This is a genomic window from Fundidesulfovibrio putealis DSM 16056, from assembly GCF_000429325.1.
Lineage (GTDB): Bacteria > Desulfobacterota > Desulfovibrionia > Desulfovibrionales > Desulfovibrionaceae > Fundidesulfovibrio > Fundidesulfovibrio putealis.
Window position 1 is genome coordinate 76,912 of sequence record NZ_AUBQ01000018.1, and the last position, 24,097, is coordinate 101,008.

18 protein-coding genes are annotated in these 24,097 nt (G+C 66.8%); 3 read left to right on the forward strand and 15 right to left on the reverse strand.

What is annotated here, in order from left to right; genetic code table 11:
- Positions 1-83: 83 nt before the first annotated feature.
- Positions 84-1,475, reverse strand: coding sequence for a PLP-dependent cysteine synthase family protein (locus G453_RS0115400; protein ID WP_027191771.1), 1,392 nt, complete (start codon positions 1,473-1,475; stop codon positions 84-86).
- Positions 1,476-1,492: 17 nt separating this feature from the next.
- Positions 1,493-3,013 (reverse strand): pyridoxal-phosphate dependent enzyme, encoded by a 1,521-nt coding sequence (locus tag G453_RS0115405; protein ID WP_027191772.1) that lies wholly within the window; start codon positions 3,011-3,013, stop codon positions 1,493-1,495.
- Positions 3,014-3,109: 96 nt separating this feature from the next.
- Here G453_RS0115405 and G453_RS0115410 point away from each other — a divergent pair, with 96 nt between their 5' ends.
- Positions 3,110-4,915 (forward strand): sigma-54-dependent Fis family transcriptional regulator, encoded by a 1,806-nt coding sequence (locus G453_RS0115410; RefSeq protein ID WP_043646017.1) that lies wholly within the window; start codon positions 3,110-3,112, stop codon positions 4,913-4,915.
- Between the two features lie 223 nt (positions 4,916-5,138).
- The gene (locus G453_RS0115415) at positions 5,139-6,230 is read left to right on the forward strand and encodes a DUF362 domain-containing protein (RefSeq protein WP_027191774.1); all 1,092 of its coding nucleotides are present in this window, start codon (positions 5,139-5,141) and stop codon (positions 6,228-6,230) included.
- A gap of 70 nt (positions 6,231-6,300) precedes the next feature.
- Here the strand turns inward: G453_RS0115415 and phoU are convergent, their stop codons facing one another.
- The gene (gene phoU / locus G453_RS0115420; RefSeq protein WP_027191775.1) at positions 6,301-6,969 is read right to left on the reverse strand and encodes a phosphate signaling complex protein PhoU; all 669 of its coding nucleotides are present in this window, start codon (positions 6,967-6,969) and stop codon (positions 6,301-6,303) included.
- Positions 6,970-7,106: 137 nt separating this feature from the next.
- Between phoU and G453_RS0115425 the strand changes: the two genes are divergently transcribed.
- Complete coding sequence (locus G453_RS0115425; protein ID WP_051272491.1) at positions 7,107-7,697, forward strand: nucleotidyltransferase family protein; 591 nt, start codon at positions 7,107-7,109, stop codon at positions 7,695-7,697.
- Here the strand turns inward: G453_RS0115425 and yqeC are convergent.
- The 12 genes from yqeC to xdh form a co-directional block, all read right to left on the reverse strand.
- Positions 7,670-8,341 (reverse strand): selenium cofactor biosynthesis protein YqeC, encoded by a 672-nt coding sequence (gene yqeC, locus G453_RS24470; RefSeq protein WP_169725348.1) that lies wholly within the window; start codon positions 8,339-8,341, stop codon positions 7,670-7,672. The genes G453_RS0115425 and yqeC overlap by 28 nt on opposite strands.
- A 34-nt stretch (positions 8,342-8,375) precedes the next feature.
- Entirely contained in the window at positions 8,376-9,137 is a 762-nt protein-coding gene (locus G453_RS0115435; protein ID WP_027191777.1) for an ABC transporter permease, read from the reverse strand.
- On the reverse strand, positions 9,128-9,958 hold the full coding sequence (locus G453_RS24475; protein ID WP_235731775.1) for an ABC transporter ATP-binding protein: 831 nt from the start codon (positions 9,956-9,958) through the stop codon (positions 9,128-9,130). The genes G453_RS0115435 and G453_RS24475 overlap by 10 nt, the downstream gene beginning before the upstream one ends.
- Before the next feature lie 395 nt (positions 9,959-10,353).
- Positions 10,354-11,367 carry an ABC transporter substrate-binding protein gene (locus tag G453_RS0115445; protein WP_027191778.1) on the reverse strand — a complete coding sequence of 338 codons (1,014 nt, stop codon included), beginning with the start codon at positions 11,365-11,367 and terminating at the stop codon, positions 10,354-10,356.
- A gap of 82 nt (positions 11,368-11,449) precedes the next feature.
- Complete coding sequence (gene xdhC, locus G453_RS0115450) at positions 11,450-11,914, reverse strand: xanthine dehydrogenase iron sulfur-binding subunit XdhC (protein WP_027191779.1); 465 nt, start codon at positions 11,912-11,914, stop codon at positions 11,450-11,452.
- Complete coding sequence (gene xdhB, locus G453_RS0115455) at positions 11,911-12,798, reverse strand: xanthine dehydrogenase subunit XdhB (RefSeq protein ID WP_027191780.1); 888 nt, start codon at positions 12,796-12,798, stop codon at positions 11,911-11,913. The genes xdhC and xdhB overlap by 4 nt, the downstream gene beginning before the upstream one ends.
- A gap of 24 nt (positions 12,799-12,822) precedes the next feature.
- A complete protein-coding gene (xdhA, locus tag G453_RS0115460) occupies positions 12,823-15,123 on the reverse strand; it encodes a xanthine dehydrogenase subunit XdhA (RefSeq protein ID WP_027191781.1) in 2,301 nt (766 codons plus the stop codon).
- Positions 15,102-15,956, reverse strand: coding sequence for a selenium-dependent molybdenum cofactor biosynthesis protein YqeB (yqeB, locus tag G453_RS24480; protein ID WP_051272494.1), 855 nt, complete (start codon positions 15,954-15,956; stop codon positions 15,102-15,104). The genes xdhA and yqeB overlap by 22 nt, the downstream gene beginning before the upstream one ends.
- A complete protein-coding gene (locus G453_RS24485) occupies positions 15,950-18,706 on the reverse strand; it encodes a hypothetical protein (protein ID WP_051272495.1) in 2,757 nt (918 codons plus the stop codon). Before G453_RS24485 ends, yqeB begins: the two co-directional genes overlap by 7 nt.
- Entirely contained in the window at positions 18,703-20,070 is a 1,368-nt protein-coding gene (hydA, locus tag G453_RS0115475; protein ID WP_027191782.1) for a dihydropyrimidinase, read from the reverse strand. Before hydA ends, G453_RS24485 begins: the two co-directional genes overlap by 4 nt.
- Positions 20,071-20,264: 194 nt before the next feature.
- The gene (locus tag G453_RS0115480; protein WP_027191783.1) at positions 20,265-21,533 is read right to left on the reverse strand and encodes an amidohydrolase family protein; all 1,269 of its coding nucleotides are present in this window, start codon (positions 21,531-21,533) and stop codon (positions 20,265-20,267) included.
- The gene (gene xdh / locus G453_RS0115485; RefSeq protein WP_027191784.1) at positions 21,530-24,097 is read right to left on the reverse strand and encodes a selenium-dependent xanthine dehydrogenase; all 2,568 of its coding nucleotides are present in this window, start codon (positions 24,095-24,097) and stop codon (positions 21,530-21,532) included. The genes G453_RS0115480 and xdh overlap by 4 nt, the downstream gene beginning before the upstream one ends.

The following is a 24,097-nucleotide window of genomic DNA, read 5'->3' on the forward strand; positions in this document are numbered from 1 at the left end:
AGGGTCCGGCAAATGCTTGGCCGGACAGGGAAAAGACTCCGCCCTCCCCTGCCCGGCCCGGAAAACATGTTTTCGACAGGCTGCTAGCCCTTCCGATACTCCTCGATCAGCCGGTCGGTCTCGCGCACGTACTCGCGCTCCCTGGCCCAGAACTCCTGGGATTTCAGCGCGTCAAGCTCGGCCACGCTCTTGCCCTGCTGCTCCACCCAGGTGAAATACTTCAGGTTGTGCCAGCGTCTGCGCACCTCCTGGGTGCCCTCCTGAATCCAATCCGTCTTCTGGCCGTGGAAGATGCCCTCCAGGCGGTGGTCGGCCTCGGAGCGGTCCATGACACCGTGGGACTCAGTGAGGTTCTTCATCACCGAGTGATAACGGGCTATGTTGTCCGTGCACACGGTCACCACCACGTCGTCCTTGCCGAAGCCGTAGTGGCGCGCGGTCTTGATGGCTCCCAGGATGTTGCACACCCCGGAGATGCCCACGATGGAGGCCAGCTTCTGCACCGCGTCGGAGCTGACGCCCGCAGCCATCAGGGCCTCATGTCCGGGAGCTTCCACCAGCATCTGCAGGCCCAGCTTGCACTCCATGTCATCGATGCACATCATGGCGTCCATGTTCATGACGTTGTGGATCCAGGTGACGTGCTTGTCGCCGATGCCCTGGATGTCGTGCCCGCCGTAGCCGTTCATGTACAGCGTGGGGCACTGGATGGGCTCCAGGCCCACGATTTTGTGGTCCGGCCAGAGGAGCTTCAGGGCGTCGCCCGCGCCGATCGTCCCCGAGGAGCCCATGGCGGACACGAAGGCCGAGGCCTTGCCCTTGCCCACGCCCTTCTCGCCAAGCTCCTTCACCAATGCGGCCACGCTGGGGCCGGTGACGGTGGAATGGAAGCGGTAGTTCCCGAAGCGCTCGAACTGGTTCATGATGCGCACGGTCTCGGGGCCAGCGCCGGAGAGCTCGTGGCACTTGTCGTAGATCTCCTTCACGTTGGACTCGCAGCCCGGCGTGGCGATGATGCTCGACCCGAAGGATTTGATCATCTCGAAGCGCTCGGCGCTCATCTCCTCGGGCAGCACCACCACGGAATCAAAGCCCATGCGCCCGCCCACCCAGGCTCCGCCGATGCCGTAGTTGCCCGTGGAGGGCCACACCACCGTGTGTTTGCCCGCCTCCACCTGTCCGCGCACCAGCTGCTCGATCAGCACCGAGTAGGTGGCCCCAACCTTGTGGCTGCCGGTGGGGAACTCCTTGCCGTAGATCACCACGATCTCGGCGTCCACGCCGGTCAGCTCCTTGGGCAGCACCATGTGGGTCACCTGCCCCTGGGCGTCGCGCCAGGTGATGTTGAACAGGTTGATGGGGTCCAGGGGGTCGGAGGATTTCGCAGCCAGGGCCTTGCGGCGGATTTCGGGAGCGATGCGCGAGGGATCGAGCATCTCGGCGAACGTGGGGACGGCTATGGGAGTGCGGGGCATGGGATGTCCTTGCGTGATTAGCGGTTTAATCCGGTGAAAAAGAGGCCCACGCGGGCGTTATCAGGCACGATGCCCGCCTGCCGCAGGGCCAGAAGTCCTGCCAGACCGGCGCTGCCCGTGGCGGAGACGCTCACGGGGGTGTGCGCGAGGGCCAGATCGTGGGCCTGTGCAACCAGCGCCTCGGGCGTGACAACGGCCTGGCCTCCGGTGCGCAGGAGCGCCTGGGCCAGGAAATACCAGTCGTAGGTTTCATCATCCAGGATGCCATGGGCCAGACTGTGCGGGGGAGCGCCGTCCCAGGCCCACATGAAGCTGTCGGGGCTCGCGGCTGCTGCGCGCAGCGCGCCCTGCACCGGAGAGGACCGGAACGCGGTGCGGGTGAATTGCACCACGGTGGCGATGGCGTCCTGCTCTTCGCTCAGCACCTGCCGCACTCCCGCGAGCGTCGCGTACCCGGAAGCAGGCGGAAAGGCACACCCGGCGTTGCGGGCGATCTCAGCCAGCAGCAGAAGCCAGGCGCGGGCGAAGGGGAAGGCTCCCTCGGTCTGGCAGGCGTGGATGCGCGGCAGTTCCCGCACCACGCCAAGAGCCTCGAGATTGCTCCAGGCCCCGGCCACGGACCGGGCCAGGGCGCCGCCGCCGATCTGGAGCACGATGTGCCCTGGAGTCTGGGCCAAAGCCTGCCACTGCAAGGCAGCCTCGTACCCAAGGCTCTGCCCGCCCTCGATGTTGGACCAGTTGTCGCGCCCGGAGCAGCAGAATGGCACGGCTCCGCGCCGCACAGCGTCGCGGAAGGCCAGGTAGCAGGGGTCGCCGCCTCCTGTGGACAGGCGCGCCACCACCTCCGGGTTCACGCCGCGCTCGCGCAAGAGGCGCAGAACATCCGGGTGCACGTCCTCGGGAACGAAGGCCGTGAGCGAATACCCGGCGGCGCGGGCCACGCAGGCGGCGGCCAGGGCCGCGTTGCCGCAGCTGGATATGGCCAGGGGCCGCCTGGGGCCGCCTGCGCGCAGGGCTTCAAGGTAGAGCATGGTCCCGGCCAGATGGCGCACCTTGTGCGATCCGCCCGGCTGGCCGGTCTCGTCCTTCACGGCCAGCGTGCCGGTCATGCCCAGAGCCTTGGCCAGCTTGGGCGTCTGCACCAGCGGCGTCACGCCAAGAGGTGCGCCCTCCAGACGGTCCAGGCCTTCCTGCAAACGTCCGGCTGCGTCGCGGAACGCGGGTCTGCCCGCCACACCCTGGGCAGCGCCCAGACAGGCGAAGGCGCGCAGCGGGTCATGAGGATGCTCGCGCCAGGACTCCGTGAATTCCTCGGCCAGTTCCGCCGAAGCCTCGATGCGTGCATCCAGGATGTGTTCGCGTCCGTCGCCCGCTTTGGGACAGGCGAAGTGTCCGTCGGCGGGGTCGTATTCGCTCTGGCAGGCCGGGCAGAAGAGTGTGGTTCTGGTCATGAAGCCGTCGGCAGCAAGGCCCGTGCCGCGCTTCGCACCAACCTGGGCAACGACTCTTTCAGGGCCTTTGTCCGCGCTGATAGTCATGGACAAACGCTCCCCGGTTTCTTATTTTGAGAAGCAAGGAACGATGCGGGCGGCGCGTCTTTCTTATTCTGAAAAAAATCTCAATCTGAGAACATCATGCTGGCCCAGATCAAGGACGCCCTCACCCGCCACGCCCAGGTCATCGCCACAGTCACCGGCATCGACGTGGAGATCGTGGACGTCGGCTTCATCCGCATCGCCGGGACCGGGCATTACGCCCAGGGCGTCGGCAAGAGCATCATCGAGGAGGGCGAGGTCTACCGCCATGTGCTGCGCACCCGCCAGACCACACTCCTTGAAAACCCGCGCGAGCATCCCCTCTGCCGCCGCTGCCGCAAGCGCGAACAGTGCCGCGAGACGCTCTCCCTGTGCACCCCCATCGTGGACGGCGAGGACGTCGTCGGGGTCATCGGCCTGGTCTGCTTCACCCAGGCCGAGCGCGAGCGCGTGCTGCTCAACCGCGACACCTACCTGGACTTCGTGGCCCAGATGGCCGAAGCCATCGGCCAGAAGCTCTCAGAGCATCGGCGCATGACCAAGGCCTCGGAATTTCTCGACTTAATGCTCCAGATCGTGGACGCTGACAACCGGGGCGTGATCGTCTTCAACGCCAAGGGCGGGGCCAGCTACGCCAACGCCCTGGCCCGGCGCGAGCTGGGCCTTGCCGTGGACGCCCCCCTTACCGGCATCGAGGTGCGCCGCACCCGCGACGGCCTCTCCGATCTGGACGCCTTCGAGCTTACCCTGGAAGGGCGCAGGCTCTCCCTGGTGGGGCACATGGCCGCCCTCGGCGGGCGCGATCCGCACTTCGCCAAAGTGCTGGTGTTCGAATCCCTGCCAAAGGTCACCCAGCGCATGTCCTCCCTGGCCGGAACCGGAAAGACCTTCGGCCTGGACGCCATCATGGGCCGCTCCCCGCGCATAAAACGGCTCAAGGAGCAGATTTCCCAGGTGGCCCAGTCCACCTCCACGGTTCTCATCACCGGCGAATCCGGCACCGGCAAGGAACTCGTGGCCCGCGCCATCCACCAGCTCTCGCCGCGCCAGGCCAAGCCCTTCATCGCCATCAACTGCGGGGCCATCCCCGACACCCTGCTGGAGAGCGAGCTGTTCGGGTACACCGGCGGGGCCTTCACCGGGGCCAGCTCCAAGGGCCGCATGGGCAAGTTCGAGCTGGCCAACACGGGAGTTCTCTTCCTGGACGAGATCGGCGCGCTGCCGCTGTATCTTCAGGTGAAGATGCTGCGCGTGCTCCAGGAGCGCACCTTCACCCGCCTGGGCTCCAACCGCCTGCTGGAGCTGGACATCCGGGTGATCGCCGCCACCAACGAGGACCTGCCCACGCTCATCTCCCAGGGCCGCTTCCGCGAGGATCTCTTCTACCGGCTGAACGTCGTTCCCCTGGAGACGCCTCCCCTGCGCGACCGCCCCGAGGACATCGAGGTGCTGGCGCGCCACTTCCTGGCCAGATACGCCGCCCTCTTCAACAAGCCCGTGCCCGAGCCCGACGCCGGGTTCCTGGCCTCGCTCAAGGCCTACTCCTGGCCCGGAAACGTCCGGGAGTTCGAGAACGCCATGGAGTTCCTGGTGAACATGCTCACGCCCGGAGCCGCCCCGCATGAGGGCCTGCTGCCGCCCAAGCCCAGAGAGGCGCTGGCTTCCGGTTCCGGGGACGGGCTTTCCCGGTCGGACGGCCCGGGCGGTCTTGAGTTTTCCGGCCCTGAGGGGGCACAGGCCCATCTGCCGCTGCTGCCCCTGGCCGAACTGGAGCGCCGCGCCATCGAAACCGGTCTCGCCCGCTTCGGCAACGGTCTGAAAGGCAAGCGCGCCACCGCCGAGGCCTTGGGCATCAGTCTGGCCACGCTGTACCGCAAGGTGAAGGAGTTCGGGCTGGAAGGTTAGTCTCGCAATTTTGAAAACATGAAAATGATTTCAAAATTAAAACAAATGGTTTTATCTTGTTACGCATTGCATCAGTATCAACGAATATCGCGGACGCAACACAGGGTGAAGAGAGAAGAGTACGATGCCTCCGGCGGCCAGGGGGAGAAGCCTCCCCCTGGACCCGGCTTTCCGCTTCGCGTCGGCTTCAGGCGCGCGTGGTCATGGATGAGAAGGAGAGCGTATGCATACAGTCATGATTCTGCCCGCCGACTATCAGGATTGCCTGGACGCGGTAGAGAAGATTTTCCAGGCGTTTGCGTTGGAGATAGAGGGGAAGAAAGTACTCATAAAGCCAAACGTGCTGCGTCCTGCCCGCCCCGAAGAGGCCGTCACCACCCATCCGGCCATTCTTGAGGCCGTGGTGCGATGCGTCGAGGCCCGGAACCCAGCCAGCATCGTGGTGGGCGACAACCCCGGCCTCATGGGCTACGGGGCCAACGAGCAGAGCTTCGAGCGCTGCGGCCTGCTTAACGCCTCGCGCGGGCATTACCGCAACATCGGCCTGGACGCGCGCGAAGTCCCCTTCGATCCGGCCTACGGCGGCTCCTTAAGCGTCTCCACCGACGTGCTGGACGCGGACGTGGTCATCTCCGTGCCCAAGTTCAAGACCCACGGCCTCACCGGCATCACCGGGGCCATAAAAAACAGCTACGGCATCCTGCCCGGCGCGCAGAAAGCCACCTTGCACAAGCTCTCCGGCGGGCAGGCCCGCTTCCACGACGTGGTGGTGGACGTTTTCCGCCTGCGCGTGCCGGACCTCTTCATCATGGACGCCGTGCTCGGCATGCAGGGCAACGGCCCGGCCTCCACCGAGCTTCGCTGGATAGGCCGGGTGCTGGCCGCCGACAACGCCGTGGCCATGGACTCGGTCATGGCTCGCATGATGGGCGCAGACCCGGAAAAACTTCGGTTCCTGACCCGCGCCGCGCAACTCGGCCTGGGGAGCCACGCCCTTAAAGACCTGGACATCCAGGGCGAACTCATCCCCATCCCGGACTTCAAGGTTCCGCCCCTGGGCGAGGACGCCCTGAAGCACCTCTCCCACATCCAAAAACTCCTGGAGGACCGCTCCGCCAGCCGCCCAGTGGTGGACCCGGCCCGCTGCACCGGCTGCGGAACCTGCGTGGAGCAATGCCCGGCAGACGCCCTGACCCTGGACGCCAACCTCCCCGTGGTGGACCCCGCCGCCTGTATCGCCTGCTTCTGTTGTCAGGAAATGTGCCCGGAAAAGGCCATCAGCCTGAAGCAGCCCTGCTGCCCAGGCAGCGCATAACGCTAGCACAAAATACGCGCCTGCCATCGCATTGCGACGGCAGGCGCGTGAAATCCGGCGGCCGGGCTGCTTATTCGCCGGTGCGGCAGCTCCGGTGCTTCACATCCAGCCCTTTGACGATGAAGATGACGCTCTCGGCGATGTTGAAGCTGCGTTCGCAGATGCGCTTCAGGCTGTAGGCCACGAAGGACAGCTGCACGGCTCGATCCACGGTGCGGGCTTCGCGGATCATGATCTCGGTCAGGTCGCGGAAGGCCTTCATGTGCTTGATCGCGGTCTGCTCGTGGGCGTTCAGCACGGCCTGGGCCTGGTCGAAGGAGTTGTCCGCGAAGGCGCGCGCGGACTTGTCGAAGAGTTCCAGGCACAACTCGCCCAGGCTCCACACCGAGGGAACGTCCTGGAACTCGCCGCTCTCGAGCATCAGCAGGTTGCGCCCGACGATGTTCACCGCCTCGTCGCCGATGCGCTCCAGGTTGGAGGCTATGCGCATGCTGCCCATGATGGTGCGCAGATCGCGCGCCACGGGCTGTTTCAGGGCCAGGAGGCGCAGCCCCAGATGCTCGGTCAGGCATTCCATGGCGTCGACGGCCTCATCGCCGTCCATGACTTCCTGGGAAAGGGCGCTGTCACGCAGGCGGGTGGCCCGCACGGCCTTGTCCACTGCCTCCCTCACCATGTAGAACATACGCAGGGAGTCAATGCGCAGCCGGTCGAGTTCCTGGTCGAATTCGTGGGTCATGTTTTATCCTTGATGCTCGGACGCGCCGCAATGCTTCGCGCTTCTATTCGGAAGTGAGGATATTACGGCCAATTGTCAACAGTACAGCAGCCCTGGAGCGTTGTTGACAACAAAACGTAACAAACGGACGCCCATCCATGCACGCAATCGTAACAAACAGCCACATCGCAGCCGTGGTCCTGGCTGCCGGGCGCTCGACCCGCATGGGCGCGGACAAGCTCATTCTGCCCTGGCGCGGGCGCACGATTCTGGAATGGGCGCTGGACGCAGCCTGCGCGCTCCGGCACGTGATTCTTGTGGGTGGTCCTCCGGGCCTTGACGCACTTCCTGCACAGGTGACGCGCGTATCATGCCCTTTCCAAAAGCGTCTGCCCGGTCAGGCAGACTCCCTCAAGGCGGGCATACGCGCCCTGCCCCCAGGCCTGGACGGAGCCATGATCCTTCTGGGCGACATGCCGCTCATAACGTCGGAGCTGGTGGGGAAACTGGCGAGCGCCTTCAGGCCGGGGCGATTTCTGGTGCCGCGCAGTGATGGACGGCGCGGCAATCCGGTGATCATCCCCTCTGACTGGTTCGCGCGCGTGCTGGAGCTGGAAGGCGACACCGGGGCGCGGCCCCTGCTAGCCAGCCCGAACGCTCCCGTGGATTACCTTGATGTGGACGACCCGGCCATCCTGACCGACGTGGACACCCCGGACGACTACGCCAGGCTCAAGAACCAGCCCTGACGCGCCGAGCCGAACACCCGCCCGGCCACCTCGCCCAGGTCCGCCTTGTTGTGGAAGGCCACCCGCCGCGCGGACTCCGGGGCTCCCTTGAACAAGCCTTCCTGGTGAGCGGCCAGTGCTGCCAGCGCTTTTGGCCCGATCAGCTCCCCCTCGCTCAAGCCGGTAACGCGCAGAAACGCCTCCAGCCTGTGCACAGTCGTGGCGTCCGCCGGTTTTCCCAGCGCGTCCAGCCCGATCACGCCCACCACCAGGTCAGAGCACTCCGGAATCACCGGCTCATGCGCTTCCGGGGCTTTTATGGGCCGCCCGGCTGCGCCGTCGGCCTCCACCAGCACGTAATCCGCCCGGAAACGCTCCCGCAGGCCGGGGATTTCATCAGGTCCAACGCCCAGGAGCTTGCCCGTTTCCGGGTCCAGGGCGCGGCCCACGGTCAGGTGTTTGTAATGGGGAGTGCGCGAGCCGGGAGTGAGCAGCATGAAGTTGCGCGCCGGAGGCATCATCTTCGTGGTGGTGGTCACCAGCACCCGCTGCCCCCATCCGGAGAGCTGGCGGGCCAGGGAGTAGATCAGGCTGGTCTTGCCGCCAGCGCCCACGAAGGCCACGACCCGCTCGTCAGGCAGAAGCATCTCGCGAACCGGGTTCACGACGCGGACCTTCCAGAACCCCTGCGCACCGCGATCATCCCCGGTGCGCCCAGGCCGTGAAACGCCGCTCCAGCATGGCGAAGAACTCGTACATGCCAACGCCCATGGCGGCGATGACCATGAGCCCGGCGAACACCAGGGGCACATTGAACTTGGAGCTGGCCGACATCATCAGGTAGCCGATGCCCGAGTTGGAGGCCACGGTCTCGGAGATGACCGAGCCCACAAAAGCCAGCGTGACGGCAATCTTCAGCGAGGCGAAAAAGAACGGCAGCGAGCGCGGGATGCCCACCTTCATGAGCACGTCCACCTTGGTCGCGCCGAGCACCCGCAGCACATCCTCAAGCTCCGGCTCCAGCGTGGCAAGGCCCGTGGCCACGTTCACCACCACCGGGAAGAACGAGATGAGAAACGCCGTGATGATGGCCGGGACCGAGCCGATGCCGAACCAGATCACCAGGATGGGCACCAGGGCCACCTTGGGCACCGAGTTGAAGCCCACCAGCACGGGATAGAGCGCCTTGTAGACCACCTTGGACGACCCGACCAGCACCCCAAGCAGCATCCCGAACACCACGGCCAGGGCGAAGCCCGCCGAGGTGGTGTACAGGGTCTGCAGGGCGTGCTGCATGATGGGGCCTTTGTACTCCCAGCCCTCGATGATGGACTGGCTGGGCGTGGGCAGGATGTAGCTGGGGATCTTGCCCACGCGGGCGATCAGCTCCCACAGGATGAACAGGCCGAGCGTCACCAGCCAGGGGGACAGGGCCTCCATTTGTTTGCGGCTTAACGGCACAGCTGTTCCTCCTGGAGATCGGTCTGTACTCCGGGAACGCAGCGCACCGCCTCGATCTGGTCGCGCAGCTCGTGCACGATGTCCACGAAATGCTTGTCGTAGCAGGCTTCCAGGCTGCGCGGCCTTGGGATGTCCACTTTGCGGGTGTGCACAATGCGCCCGGGCCTGCGGCTCATCACGTGCACCGTGTCCGCCAGGAACACCGACTCGCGCAGGTCGTGCGTCACCAGCACCACGGTGAAGGGCTTGGCCTCCCACAGGTCGCGCAGCACGCACCAGAGTTCCTCGCGGGTGAAGGCGTCCAACGCGCCGAAGGGCTCGTCCAGCATCAGGAGCTTGGGTTCGTGGATCAGCGCCCGGCACAGGCTGGCGCGCTGCTGCATGCCGCCGGAGAGCTGCCACGGGTACTTGTCCTCGTGGTTTTGCAGGCCGACCGTGCGCAGAAGCTCGCGGGCGCGCTCCACATAGCGCTCGCGCTCTTTGCGCAGCTGCGACCTGTGAGGCTGCACGATCTCCAGGGGCAGCATGATGTTGTCCAGGAGCTTTCGCCAGGGGAGCAGCGTGGCGTTCTGGAAGGCCATGCCCACGAAGGACAGCGGCCCGGTCACCTCGCGGCCGTTCACCACCACCGCGCCCTTGCTGGGGGGGCGAAGGCCCGTGACCAGCTTGAGAAGCGTGGACTTGCCGCAGCCCGAAGGCCCGACGACCGCGATGAACTCGCCCTCGTCCATGTTGAGGGACAGGTTCTGCACGGCCAGGGCGTCTGAGTCCTCGGTGTAGGCGAGGTCGACGTTGGTCAGTTCTACGAATCGGTTGCTCACCGGATAGGCTCCCAATGAAATGCTGCGTGCCGGAGGCATAGGCGGTAAGAGCCTCCGGCGGGCAAAGAGGGCTCCGCCCTCTCTGCACTCTCCCGCCAGGGGGATGATCCCCCTGGACCCTCAGTGGGCTTCGCGTTACGCGCCGCCACAATGCAGAAATCTTGTTCAATAAGCCTGAAGCGCGCCGAGCCGCGCTTCAGGCTATATTCTTGAAATCGCCGTCCTCGGCGATGGCTGGCCGCCGGGAAAAGCCGCTTTGGGCGTTCCCGGCGGTATCCCCGCGCGCCAACACGGCTCCCGGCACATCCCGCGAAGCGAATAGCCGGGTCCAGGGGGAGGCTTCTCCCCCTGGCGGGTCAAGGGCAGAGCCCTTGCGGGTCTGGGCGGAGCCCAGTTTAGAAGACCTTGCGGGCGTCCTTGTCAGGCATGAAGGACGAGTCAAACACCTGCTCGGGCTTGGGGGTGGTCTTCAGGCCAAAGGAGATCGAAGCCTCCTCGATGGCCTTGGCGAGGCGCGCGGGGTCCACTCCGCCCATGCCGTTTTCCTTCACGTAGGGGGTGGCGATGCACATATCCACGCAGAGTTTCAGGCGTTTTTCTTCCAGGGCGGCGTCGATGAGGCCGTCCTTCTCCTTGACGAAGGCGATGGCGGCCTTGGGGTCGGCGATGGCTTCCTTCCAGCCCTTGGCCACGGCGGCAAGGAATCCCTTCACCAGTTCGGGCTTCTTGGCCATCTCGGGGCTTACGATGATGGCGTTGCCGTAGAGCTTCACGCCGAAATCAGGGTACTTGAAGATGTTCAGGTCCTCGGCCTTGACCCCGGCCTTCTCGAGATTGAGCAGGCTCGTGAAGTAGAAGCCGGAGATGGCGTTCACGTCGCCGCGGATCAGCATGGGCTCGCGCAGCGGCGGGTCCATGGTCTGCCAGGTGACGGAGGCGGGGTCGAGGTTAACGGCCTTGGCGAAGGCGGAGAAGGTCTTGCGGGGGGCGTCGAAGATGGGCGCACCCAGCGTCTTGCCTGCCAGATCGGCGGGCTTGGTGATGTTGGCCTTCTTCAGGGAGAAGATGGCGAAGGGCGGGTAGTCGTAGACCATGAACACGGCCTTGAGGGCCTTGTCCGGATTCTGGGCATTGAACTCGATGAGCGAGTTGATGTCCGCGAAACCGATGTCGTAGGCCCCGGTGGCCACGCGGTTCACGGCCCCGGAGGAGCCGTTGCCCGAGTCGATGGTCACGTCCAGCCCGGCCTGTTTGAAGTAGCCCTTGGCGGCGGCGATGAAGTACGGGGCGGCGGGGCCTTCGAACTTCCAGTCCAGGGTGAACTTGACGGGGGTCTGGGCCAGGGCCGGGAGGGCCAGGCACAAAACGGCGGCGGCAGCGGCCAGCGTGCGGAGTGTCTTGCCTATCATCGGTTCGTTGCTCCTTTTGAACGGGTGTCGATTCTCGCGCCTAGCACAAATTCACAAAACCGAAAAGAGCGGACAACCCGCCTCATTTTTTGAGGCAGCTCTCCACGGCGTTGACGATGGTGGTGTAGCCGGTGCAGCGGCACAGGTTCCCGGCGTGCCCGCGCCGGATGTCCTCGCGGCTGACGGGCTTTCCGGCGTGCTTCTCCACGAAGGCGGTGGTGGTCATCACAAGACCCGGCGTGCAGTAGCCGCACTGCACAGCCCCGGCCTCCAGATAGGCCTCCTGCACGGGGGAGAGTTCGTGGCCGCGCGCCTCGCCCTCGATGGTGCGCACGGCCTTGCCGTCGGCCCACACCGCCAGGAACAGGCAGGAGTCCACGGGCGTGCCGTCCACAAGAACGGTGCAGGCTCCGCACTCGCCAACCCCGCAGCCCTGCTTGGTTCCGGTGAGGCCCTGCGCGCGCAGGAAATCCAGAAGCGACATGCCCGGCTCGACCTGGGCGGACTCGAGCTTGCCGTTTATCGTGACTGTTATGGTGTGGCTCACGCGGTGCTCCTTCCGGGTTGGGCTGAACGGGCAGCGGCCTTGTCGATGGCGCGCGCGGCCAACTCCCTGATGATGTGCAGGCGAAAGTCTGCCGGAGCGCGCCAGGAGGTGCGCGGCGACACGTCGGCCGCCACGGCGGCCTGGACGGCAGCGATGGTGGCGGCGTCAAGCGGCTGGCCGAACGCGGCGGCCTCGGCTGCCGGACAGCGCACGGGCGTTGGCGCGGCCACGGAAAAGGCCAGCTTCAGCCACTGGATGCGGTCGTTTTCCAGCAGGATCGAGGCGGCGCAGCCGATGGTGGTGATGTCCATGGCCTGGCGCATGGCGTACTTGATGCTGGCAGCGCCGAAGGAGCCGGTTGGCGCAGGTGGAACGATGATGCGGGTGAGCACTTCGGCGTGGCCGCGCGCCACTTTGCCGGGTCCGGTGTGGAAGCCGCGTAGCGGGATGCGACGCGAGCCGTCCGGCCCCTGGAGTTCAAGCTCGGCGTCCAGCACCAGAAGCGGCGGCACGGAGTCCGCGCACACGGAGCCGTTGCAGATGTTGCCGCCGACGGTGCCGACGTTCCTGATCTGCGGCCCGGCCACCCAGGACGCGCCCTCGGCCAGCACCGGGCTGTGGCGCTGCACCAGCTCGGACTCGATCACCTGGGTGAAGGTGGCCCCAGCGCCCACGGCCAGGGAGCCGTCCGGCTCCAGGGTGATGGGCGTGAGTTCGGGCATGGCGTGGATGTCCACCAGATTGGCGTACTCCCGGTGGCCTTCGCGCAGCTTCACCAGGATGTCCGTGCCGCCAGCGATGGGAACGGCGAAGGGGTCGGCGGCCAAGAGCCGCACGGCCTCGGCCACGCTGTGGGCCTTGTGGTATTTTTCAACCGCGAACATGGCGTCCGCTCCTTGCTTTGAGAATCATAACAGCCCCGCCGCCTTGAAGTGCTTGAACAGCACCTTGGGGGTCATGGGGATTTCGTCCACGCGCACGCCCGTGGCGTCCCACACGGCGTTCCTGATGGCGGGCGCGGGCGAGAGAAGCGGCGGCTCGCCCAGGGACTTGCTGCCGAAGGCGGAACTCGGCTCCTGGGTCTGGACGAACAGGGCGCTGAGCTCGGGCATGTCCAGGCAGGTGGGGACCTTGTAGTCCAGCAGGTTGTTGTTCAGGACCTTGCCGGACCGCTGGTCCACCAGGATCTCCTCGCTGAGCGCCCAGCCCACGCCCATGGCCAGCCCGCCGTGCACCTGCCCTTCGGCCAGCTTGGGGTTCATGAGAACGCCCGCGTCGTGCACGTTCAGGATGTCCACCACGCGCGCCCGGCACAAGGGCACGTCCACCTCGACCTCCACAAAGGTGCAGCCAAAGGACGGCGGGTTGGCCGTGACCTTGTGGGAGCACTCGCCGAAGAGCTGGGCTCCCCGGTCCTTGTGGTAGAAGGCGTCCATGGACACCTCCTCCAGGCTGGCCAGGGCCTCGTCGCCGCAGACCACAACGGCGTCGCGGACGTCCAGCGTGGCCGCGTCGCGCCCGGTCATGGCTGCGGCGTGCGCCAGGATGCGCTCGCGCAGCTGCTCTGCCGCGCCCTTGACCGCCGGGGCGCAAGTGAAGGTCTGACGGGAGGCGTAAGCCCCCGGATCGAACGGGGTCAGGTCGGTGTCCTGGGTGGAGACCACGTTCACGTGGCTCATGGGGATGCCCAGCACGTGCGCGGCCATCTGGGCGAACACCGTGTCCGACCCCTGGCCGATCTCCGTGGCCCCGACCATCAGCTGAACCGTGCCGTCCTGGTTCATGATGAGGCGCGCCCCGCCAAGCTCCGTGGACACGGGATACACGCCGGTGTTGAAGCTGAAGTTGGCCACGCCCAGGCCCCGGCGAAGCGGCCCGCCAGCGGCGTTATGGGCATCGATGGCGGCGCGGCGGCGCTCCCAGCCGAAGGCGTCGCGCCCGGTGCGCAGGCACTCCGAGATGCCGTGGGTGGTGATGACCCGCTTGTTCAGGGGGTTGGTCTCGCCGGGCAGGCCGACGTTTGCGAGCCGCAATTCCACCGGGTCCATGCCGAGCTCGCGGGCTGCCTGCTCCACCAGACAGTCCAGGGCGAAGTGCACCTGGGGCGAGCCGTAGCCGCGCATGGCTCCGGCCACCGGCAGGTTGGTGTACACGGTGGAGGCCGCGAACTCGAAGGCTGCGCGCGGGTAGAGCGAGGGGCACTTCGCGCCCCCGGCGGAGGCGATGGAGTGGCCGTGGGAGGCGTAGGCTCCGCTGTTGGAAAAGGCTTCCAGGCTGATGGCCGTGATGCGGCCCTCGCGCGTGACGCCGAGCTTGCCGGTGATGTCGAAGGCGTGGCGGGTGCGCGTGGCCAGCATGCACTCCTCGCGGGTGAGCTCCAGCTTCACGGGCAGGCCGCCCAGCTTCCAGGTGAGAAAGGCCACCATGGGCTCCAGCACCACGTCCTGCTTGGCCCCGAACCCGCCGCCCACGCAGGGCTTCACCACGCGCACGCGGCTCCAGGGGATGGAGAGGGCCTGGCCCACCACGCGGCGGCAGATGTGCGGAATCTGGGTGGAGGACACGATGGTGATGCGCTTGTCGTCCTCCATGTAGGCGTAGGCCACGTGGTTTTCCAGGTGGCAGTGCTGCACGATGGGGGTGTGGTAGCTGCCCGACACCGTGACGTCCGCCTGGGCCAGCAGTTCCTGGGGATCGGAAACAGATGCGCCTGGAGGAGCGCAGGCGAAGCGGTGGCTTTTCAGCAGGTTGCCGCCGGGGTGCAGTTTGGGCGCGCCCTCGGCCAGGGCTGCCTGGGGCGTGGTGACCACAGGGAGTTCCTCGTAGTCCACCTCCACCAGCCGCACGGCCTGTTCGGCGGTGAGCTCGTCTCGGGCCACCACCACGGCCACCTCGTCGCCGTGGTAGCGCACGTGCCCGGTAAGGAGCACCCGGTCGGCCACGTCGCGGTGGCCGGGGTCCAGGTGCCAGGGGTGCCCCGCCGTGGGGAACAGCACGTCCGGCACGTCCTGAAAGGTGAAGACCGCGTCCACGCCGGGCAGGGCCAGGGCCTTGGACGTGTCGATGCGCGTGACGCGCCCGTGGGCGATGGGCGAGCGCACGTACTTGGCCCAGCGCATGCCGGGCAGGGTCAGGTCGCCGGTATAGCGGGCGCGCCCCGTCACTTTCGACGGGCCGTCCACGCGTCTTACGGAGTCGCCGATGGCCACGGGGCTCCCTCCTCCCGCCCGCACTCGCCGGGGCCGGTGTTGTATCGTTCCAGAATCGCCTCCAGCACGCCGCCGCCGATGGCCAGGGCCTTGTCGGAGACGCGTGCGCAGTCCACGGCGTGGCCGCGCGGGTCCACGTCGCCCAGCTTCATGCCCTTGGTCACCTTGACATTGTGGGGCAGAAGGCCGCGCAGCACGCCGGAAATCTGAGAAATAACGGGATCTTCACCCACCATGCCCACGGACTGCCCGGCGCTCACCATGTGGCCAATGTCCAGGCTGGTTGTGAATATGCCGTCCGCCGGAGCGCGCAGCACCCGCTCGGACGCGTAGCCCATCACGGATGCGGGAACCCCGGTGTTGGGCTGGGCCGCGCCCGAGGCGATCACCCGCCCAAGGCCCATGCCGCGATGGGTCTCCACCACGCGGTGGACGTCCTGCCCGGCGGTGAAGCCCGGCCCCAGGCCGATCACCAGCGGCGCGTCATGGATGGTCGTCCCCAGGTTGCGCTTGGCAATGACCGCGTCCACCAGCACGTCGGGCCTGAGCAACCCCAGCGCGCGGTTCTGCGGGTCCACCAGCACGGGGATGCGCCCCTTTGATTGGATCACTTCCACGTCGGCGGGAATTTCCGCCAGTTGGGCCGTGACGCCCTCCACCGTGTGTTCACGAAGACGCACGGCCTCGCAGAAGGAGGCACGGCGGCGCACGGCCACGGGGTTTTCGCGTTCAAGCATCGCAAGCCGGGTGAACCCGGAACGGTACAGGCGAAGGGCCACGCCCGTGGCCAGATCGCCCGCGCCCCGGATGACGATGCGCAGACTGCTTAACATGAAGGTTCCGATAAAATGGGATGGATCGTAAGCGCGAGAGCATACAACATGGCGGCCTGGGCCGCCAGTGCCAGTTCGGCCTGGGCGACGCCGGTCGCGAGCGCCACGGAGGCAGCTTCCAGGGTCTTGGCGTCCAGAAGCGCCGTGAATACCGGCGTTTTCACCTTCAGGACCGCGCGCCCGCCGAAAAACGTGGAGGTCACGGACATGGCCGAGCCCTGGATCACGGCCTCCATGCTCCAGGGCTCGCGAAACCAGGCCCCCTCCCCTGCGGCCTCGAAGCTCTCGCGGGAGAGGTGCAGGCGCGGCTTGTGGCGATAGGGCGCGCCGGAGGTGGGGCAGAACACGGCGCAGTTGCCGCACTCGTTGCAGAAGTCCGCCACGTTCACCACCTGGACGCGCTGGGCCACGGGGACGCTGCCCAGCGTCTCCACGGCGACGGCTTCGCCACGGCGCACCGCCCGCTGGACCGGGTAGGACAACGGCCAGGAGTCCTGCCGGCGCACGGCGATGTTGGCCCTGTTGGGGCAGACAGTGACGCAGATGGAGCAGACCTGGTCGCAACGCAGGCAGCGCGCGGCCTCGCGGCTGGCGTCCACGGGGGTGTCCACCTGCTGCGGTCCTGGACGGCGGGTGGCCTTCTCACGGGCCAGATCCTGGAAGTCCAGAGCATCCGGGAGCCCCGAGTGCTGCGCCTGAAAAACATCGACCGATGGGATTGAACCTGTCACCAGTGCGGCTTGCCCCGTCTGGGACATCTGGCCCATCTGGGACATCACGGGTTTGTGCGCCTTGAGGTACGCCAGGGCAACTGCCCTGCCCCGCCCCACGGCGGCGGCCAGCACGCCCGGACCTGTATCAGTCCCGCCGGTGCAATCCAGCGCGTCGCCAGGAATGTCACCAGGAGCATTGCCCTCCAGCTGCCGGACGCCAGAGGCCAGAATGGCCGCCACGTCGCGTTTGCCTGCCGGGGAATCCAGCAGCTTGGCCTGACTCTTCGGGCAGGGGCCGTACACATCCACGCCGGTGCCGGATCGGGCCAGAAAGTACGCGCAAGCAAGGCCCGCGAGGCCCGAGCCGCGCACGGTGACGCGCCCGAAACCATGCTCTATCTCTCCGGCTTGTCGGGCAGCAGCAACCGCCCTCTCCTCCGAAAGTGCCTGGGCCGTGGCAAGGCCCGGATCTGAAGCGTTTGGCGCGGGGGGAACCCCCGCCTGCGCAGCCACGCGCTTCACTTCCCGGATGCGCACCGGACGGTCCAAATGGATGCGGTTGCAGCGGGGCTGGCAGAGGCGGTCGCAGAACGCGCCCAGCAGATTCGGGAAGGGGTTCGTGGCCAGGATCACGGCCAGGGAGTCCTCGAAGCGCCCCTGCGCGGCCATCCGCAGATAGCCCGGAATATCCTGCCCTGCGCCGCAGGCTTCCATGCAGGGCGCTGCTGCGCAGTCGAAGGACGTCAGATCCCGTGCGCCCTTGATGGACGGGTACGGGTGGGCGTCCTTTCTGTAGCGCGGGTCGTCGGCGGCCTGTAACGCGTACTCGGAAACATCCAGCTTTGGCGCGCTGCGCATGGCCTCCACGCACTGGCGCAGGCGGCCGTAGCCTCCGGGTTTCAGCAGATCGGTGCATACCGTGACGGGGCTCAAGCCCGCACCAAGCACCGCGCCCGCGTTGAAAGCGTCCACGCCCGCGCAGAACGATATGTCCAGGCCGCCGCCAAACTGCTCGCGCAACTTCGCGGCCAGGGCGATGCTCACCGGATGCAGGGCGCGCCCGGACAGATAGAGCATCTTCTCGCCAGCGGGCAGATTCCCGGCGTTGACCACCTCCAGGGTGTTGGTGAGCTTCACTCCGAAATGCGCGCCGCTCTTTTTTGCCGCCTCCTGAAGCGAACTGACAAGCTCCACGGCCTCGGCGAACTTGAGGTCGTGCCCGAAGGCCTCGTCCGGGATGGTCACCGGGTAGCCGAGGCGAGAATGCACCAGGGCGCGCACCGCGTCAGACCCCAGCAGTGTGGGGTTGAGCTTCACGCAGGTGTGCATGCGCCGCTCTTCCAGGAAGTGCCGGGCGATGCGCTCTATCTCGTCCGGGGGGCAGCCGTGCATGGTGGACAGGGTGAGGTTGTCGGACACGAAATCCGGCAGCGTGAGCGTTTCCAGCCTGGGATAGAGGGGCATGAGACTCTGGCGCAGCGTTTCGACCTCTTCCGGGCAGGAGGCCATGCGGTCCAGGAAGCGGCGCATGGCGGGGCTTTTCAGGCCCTCCAGGTTGTAGCCCGCGCTCATGTTCAGGATGAAACCCGGTCCGGAGGCGGCATCATTGACCGCATGCCCCAGGGCGTCTCGCAGCACGCACAACAGGACCATGGCCGCCAGATACTGGCCGAAGGACTCCTCCAGTTTCAGCTCCTGGGACCACTCGCAGTTGTAGCCCTCGTCACGGGCCTCGATGCACGGCTTGGTGACGCTGAGTTCGTCCAGCACCTGCACGGTTTTCAGTTCGATGAAGCGCGCTCCGCACAGCCACGCGGCCACGATGTTCTGGGCCATCTGGGAGTGCGGCCCGGCGGCCACGCCAAGCGGCGTCTCCAGAAGCCTGCCGAAGCGGCTGGTGCGGAACGGATCGGCGGAGCTTGGCGTGAAAAACAGGCTGCGGGCGATGCCGAATATCTCGCCGCGCGAGAGGTCGTCCAGCATCCAGCCCAGGAGCGTTGCGGCTGATGCGGGAAAGAAGGCGTCGGATTTCTTCATGATGTCTCCACGATGCGATGCACGAACCGGCCCCAGCCCGGCTCTCCTGCGAACTCGCCGTCCTGAACCACGGCCCGCCCGCGAGACAGCACATGGCGCGGCCAGCCGCGAACGGCCATGCCCTCGAAGGGGGTGTAGTCCACGCGTTGATTAAGCGTGGCAGCGCTGATCACGCGCTCGGCCTGCGGGTCCAGCACGGTCATGTCGGCGTCGAACCCCGGTTCCAGGCGGCCCTTGCGCGTTAAGCCCATGACGTAAGCCGGGGCGGTGCAGCACACCTCCACGAAACGCTCAAGCGAGATGCGCCCGGCCAGGACGCCGTAGGTATAGAGCAGCGGCAAACGGGTCTGGACGCCGGGGATGCCGCCGGGGCAATCGAATACTGACGACGTACCCAGGCGGCGCTTGTCCGCCAGGGAGAAAGCGCAGTGGTCGGTTGCGGCCACGGATATCGAGCCGCCTTGCAGGCCGCGCCACAAGGCCTCCCGGTCCGCTTCGCGGCGAAGCGGCGGGGCCATGATATACGCCAGCCCGTCCGGTTCTTGATAGCGCGTTTCGTCCAGCAGCAGGTACTGCGGGCAGGTTTCGGCGATGACCTTCACACCCTCGGCCTGGGCTTCTTGCACGACGCTAAGGCCTGCCGCACTGGACAGGTGCACCACGTAGAGCGTGGCCCCTGCCGCACGGGCCAGGGCGACGGCTTGCCGCACAGCCAGGGCCTCGGCGTAGTCCGGGCGCGAGCGGGCGTGGCTCATGGGGTCATGAGGGGCACTGGCGCGATATCGGGCGGCCAGCCAACTGACCAGGGCGTGGTCCTCGCAATGCACGGCCACCAGCACAGGCAGCGGCGAGGACGCGGCCCCGTCCATGAGCGACAGCAGGGGCTCCTCGCCAAGGCGTCCGCCGTAGGTGGTGTAGGCCTTGATGGACGGACACCCGGCGCGGGCCAGTTCCTCCAAACCGTCGAAATGCCCGTCTCCCTGGGCCACGCCGTGCAGGCCGTAGTCCACGCAGCAGCGCCCGTCGGCCAGTTTCTTGAAGGCCTCTACCTGGTGCAGCAGGCCACACCCAGCCGGGCCGAAACCCGGATGCTCCACGATGCAAGTGACGCCGCCCATGGCAGCGGCTTTCGTGCCGTGATAAAAGTCATCGGCAACCTGCGCGAAACCAACATCCAGGCCGAAGTGCGTGTGGACGTCCACCCCGCCGGGGATCACCAGCAGGCCCGAGGCGTCCAGGACCTGCGCGCCATCGCGCGCCAGATTCTCGCCCACCTGAAGGATGACGCCGCCTTCGGCCAGCACGTCGGCCCGGAAGCTGCCGGTCGCCGTGGCCACCGTGCCTCCGGCCACAAGGATTCGCATTGAGTTGTCCGGCCTCATGATACTATCAAGTCTCTTTGTTTGGCGGGGAGTTCACCGAAAATACCGCCTCGCGAGCATATCCGAACAAGCCCCGGCGAACCAATAGGGGATTCCAAAGGGACTCGTCCCTTTGGCCGCCGGAGACTTCCCGCACGACCCACCCAACGCTCACCCCACACCCGTCGACAAATACTCTACCTCTTCTCCAACTCCGCCCACAGCCTGCGGGCCTGTTCGCGGGCCTGGGCCAGGATTTCGGCCTCGTCCACGCTGACCAGCCTGCCCTCCTCCACGATCACTTTCCCTTGCGCAATGACCGTTCGCACATGGCGCGAATCCAGGCCGTACACGAAGTGGCCGGGAAAGTTGGCCTGGGTCACGTCTGTCGGGCTGTCGTAGTCGAACACCACCAGGTTGTTGCCGGTGTCGCCCGGCGCGCCGGTCCCGGCGATCAGCGCGTGCACGGCCCGGAACCTGCGATAGGCCTGGAGCGGCGATATGCCCTCCAGCGCCTGCCCGGCCAGATAGGCCGCCTGGGCGGAGCGCAGCATGTCCGAGTGCATGCCGTCGGTGCCGAGCATCACCCGCATGCCAAATCCCGCATAGCCCGTGAGCCCCACTGCGTTATTCTGGTTGCTCTCGATGTTCTGGACCACCCAGGCCTGGGAATCCCGCACCAGTTCGCGCTCTGATTCGTCCAGGTGGACGCAGTGGGCCAGGATGGAACGCGGAAGATCAAGCGCCCCGGCGTCGTGCAGACGCTCAACCACGCGTTTGCCGTAGGTCTCCAGGCAGTGGCGCTGGTCCGCCGCATCCTCCGCCACGTGGATGTGGATGCCCGCCCCGTGCTTGCGGGCCAGATCCACGGCGCGGCCCAGCAGGTCGTCGTCCACGGTGAAGGAGGCGTGCAAGCCCACGTGCCCCTTGCGCCCGGCGGACAGATAGGCGTCGGTCTCGGCCAGCCCGGCTTCCTTCACTGCATCGCCGTCGCGGCAGCTCATCTCGTAGCAGAGCAGATGCCCGACACCCACGCGCTCGAAGGCGGCGGCGATGGTCTTGAGACTGCCTTCCACGAAGTTGGGCGAGGCGTGATGGTCGATGACGAAGGTCACGCCCGCTTTGGCGCAGGCCATGGCCGCTGCCAGGGCCGAGGCCTCCACCATGTCGCGGTCCAGGCACTTGTCGAGGCGCCACCAGATGTTTTCCAGTATCTCCACAAAGTTCGTGGGCGTCTTGGGCGCTGGCGGCATGCCGCGCGCCAGGGCCGAATAGATGTGGTGATGCCCGCAGGCGAAGGAGCGGGTCACCAGACGCCCGGCGCAGTCGAAGGTCGGTTTGTTCGGCGGGATGGCGGCCACGGGGGTGGCGTTGCCGAAGGGGCCCTGGTCCACGGCCAGATGGGTGGAGGTCAGGGCGAAGCTGGCGGGATCGAGCCAGGTGGCGTCTTTCAGGTACAGGGTCACGTCTTGTCTCCGGCTGGTTTTGAAAGCGGCAGGCAGCGCCTGGGTTTGGCATCGAATCGGTAGAACGCGTTGGCCACGGCGGCGGCGGTGGGGATGCAGCCGATCTCTCCCACGCCCTTGGCCCCGTAGGGGCCTTCCGGGTCCGACCCTTCCACCAGGATCACTTCGATCTCAGGCACGTCGGTGATCCTGGGGATGCCAAGCGAGCCGAACTTCTCCGCGGTCAGGCGCCCCTTCTCCACGGGCATCTTTTCCGTAAGTGCATACCCGAGGCCCATGACCACGCCGCCCTCCACCTGCCCCTCGCAGAGCATGGGGTTGACCACGCGCCCCGCGTCGTGGGCGGCGATTATCTTTTGGACCTTGCCAGATTCATCCAGAATAGCCAAATGCGTGGCGAAACTGTAGGATACGTGGCTGCGCACGTTGCCGGGCGGGCCGTCGGCCTGGGTGTCGTCGCTCACATAGCGGCCCGTGAACACGCGCCCCGCGAGCGCCTCCACACTTCCGGCTTCGGCAATACCCGCTGCCAGGGCGCGCCCGGCCTCGATGACCGCCCGCCCAAGCTGGAACGTCCCCCGACTGGCCGTGGTGGACCCGGCCAGCGCCTTGGATGACGTATCCGCCACCACGTCCACGCGCGAAATATCCGTCCATCCAAGCGTTTCGCACAGCACCTGCGCGGCAACGGTGTCGATGCCCTGCCCCATCTCGGTCCAGCCGTGGTCCAGGCGCACCCGCCCACCGTCCAGCACCGTGAGGCGCACCAGGCACTCCTCCACGATGCCGCCGCCGATGCCGGTGTTCTTGATGGCGCAGGCCAGCCCTGCGTGCCTGGCATTCTTCCAGGCCTCGCGCACGGCGTCGAGCGTTCGGCGAAGTCCGATGCCGCCGCCCAGACGCTGGCCGCTGGCGGTGATGCGGCCCTCGTCCAGGGCGTTGTCGTAGCGCATCTGCCAGGGGTCGAAGCCGCCCTTGGCGCAAAGCTCCTCCATCAGGCTCTCCATGGCGAAGGTTACCTGATTCACCCCGAAGCCGCGCATGGCCCCGGCCGGGATGTTGTTGGTGAACACCGCCACGGACTCGATGTCCACGCAGGGAACGGAGTAGGCTCCGGTGGCGTGGTTGGCGGCGCGGGCCATCACCGGGCCGCCTAGCGAGGCGTAGGCCCCGGTGTCGCCGACGATGCGCGCCCGGAGTGCGGTCAGGCGGCCCTCATGGTCGCAGCCAAGGGCGTACTCCATGCGCATGGCGTGGCGCTTGGGATGAAATCGCAGGGACTCAGGGCGCGAGAAGCGCACTTTGGCCGGGCGTCCGACAAGAAACGCCAGCAGGGCCGCGTGCCCCTGGGCCGAGAGGTCCTCCTTGCCGCCGAAAGCCCCGCCCGCGTCCACGCGAGTGACGCGCACGGCGTCCTCGGGCAGGCCCAGCATGCGGGCGATGTTCAGCTTGTCGTGCCAGATGCCCTGGCTCTGGCTGTACACGCGCAGGCCCTCACCTTCTGGCTGGGCCAGGCCGCACTCGGTCTCCAGGTAGCCGTGCTCCACGGCGGGCGTGGTGAACACGCCGCGCGCCACCGCAAACGACGCGGCCAGGGCGTCCTCCACCAGGCAGCCGCGCTTGATCACCTTGCGAGCCAGCACGTTGCCGCCCTCGTGCAGCAGCACCTCGCCCTTGAGAGCTTCGTCCACGTCCGTGACCGGCTCCAGGACATCATACTCCACCCTCACCAGCCTGGCCGCCGCGCGCGCCTGGGCTTCCGACTCTGCGGCCACCAGGGCCGGCGCGTCGCCGATGTAACGGGTGGTCTCGCCTTCGGCCACCAGGATGGGCCAGTCCTTGCGCAAGATTCCCGTGGTCCGCTCGCCCGGAACGTCCGTCGCCGTGACGATGCGCACCACACCCGGCGCGGTCAGCGCGTCGCTGACGTCAACGGACAGCACCCGCGCCCGTGGGTGCTCGGAGAACACCACCGCGCCGTGCACCATGCCGGGAAGGGTCATATCCGCCGTGAAGGGGGTCTGCCCAAGGGCGCGCTCCACTGCGCCGATCTTGGCCACGCGCCCGCCCATGCCGGGCTTGTCCGGCAGGACGGGGTCTACGCCGTCGCGAATGGCCCGCGCCGCTTCGAGAACTGCGTCCACGATCTTCACGTAGCCCGTGCAGCGGCACAGGTTGAAGCGAAGCGCCTTGGCGATGTCCTCGCGGGTGGGGTCGGGATTGGAAGCCAGAAGAATCTTGGTGCGGGTCAAAAATCCGGGAGTACAAAAGCCGCACTGGACCGCGCCCTTGGCGGCGAAGGCCGCGCCGAGAGTGCGCTTGAGCGCGTCGGGGAAGCCCTCGATGGTCACGACGCTTGCGCCCTCGAGCTTGGACATGGGGGTGGAGCAGGCCAGCGTGGCCTTGGCGTTTATCTCGACGAGGCACGCACCGCAGGCGGCCTGACCGGAGCAGCCGTCCTTGGGGGAGAGGATGCCCATGTGGTCGCGCAGCCAGGAGAGAAGCGGCAGCGACGGGTCGCCGGAGTATATTCGTTCTACGCCATTAAGTAGTAAAGAGAACAT

Excerpts from the sequence above, each read along its gene's own strand:
- hydA (WP_027191782.1), bottom strand. The coding sequence starts at position 20,070 with ATGCGAATCCTTGTGGCCGGAGGCACGGTGGCCACGGCGACCGGCAGC.
- phoU (WP_027191775.1), bottom strand. The coding sequence starts at position 6,969 with ATGACCCACGAATTCGACCAGGAACTCGACCGGCTGCGCATTGACTCC.
- G453_RS24485 (WP_051272495.1), bottom strand. The coding sequence starts at position 18,706 with ATGAAGAAATCCGACGCCTTCTTTCCCGCATCAGCCGCAACGCTCCTG.
- G453_RS0115425 (WP_051272491.1), top strand. The coding sequence starts at position 7,107 with ATGCACGCAATCGTAACAAACAGCCACATCGCAGCCGTGGTCCTGGCT.
- G453_RS0115400 (WP_027191771.1), bottom strand. The coding sequence starts at position 1,475 with ATGCCCCGCACTCCCATAGCCGTCCCCACGTTCGCCGAGATGCTCGAT.
- xdh (WP_027191784.1), bottom strand. The coding sequence starts at position 24,097 with ATGTTCTCTTTACTACTTAATGGCGTAGAACGAATATACTCCGGCGAC.
- xdhB (WP_027191780.1), bottom strand. The coding sequence starts at position 12,798 with ATGTTCGCGGTTGAAAAATACCACAAGGCCCACAGCGTGGCCGAGGCC.
- yqeB (WP_051272494.1), bottom strand. The coding sequence starts at position 15,956 with ATGTTAAGCAGTCTGCGCATCGTCATCCGGGGCGCGGGCGATCTGGCC.
- G453_RS0115410 (WP_043646017.1), top strand. The coding sequence starts at position 3,110 with ATGCTGGCCCAGATCAAGGACGCCCTCACCCGCCACGCCCAGGTCATC.
- G453_RS0115405 (WP_027191772.1), bottom strand. The coding sequence starts at position 3,013 with ATGACTATCAGCGCGGACAAAGGCCCTGAAAGAGTCGTTGCCCAGGTT.
- G453_RS0115445 (WP_027191778.1), bottom strand. The coding sequence starts at position 11,367 with ATGATAGGCAAGACACTCCGCACGCTGGCCGCTGCCGCCGCCGTTTTG.
- G453_RS0115415 (WP_027191774.1), top strand. The coding sequence starts at position 5,139 with ATGCATACAGTCATGATTCTGCCCGCCGACTATCAGGATTGCCTGGAC.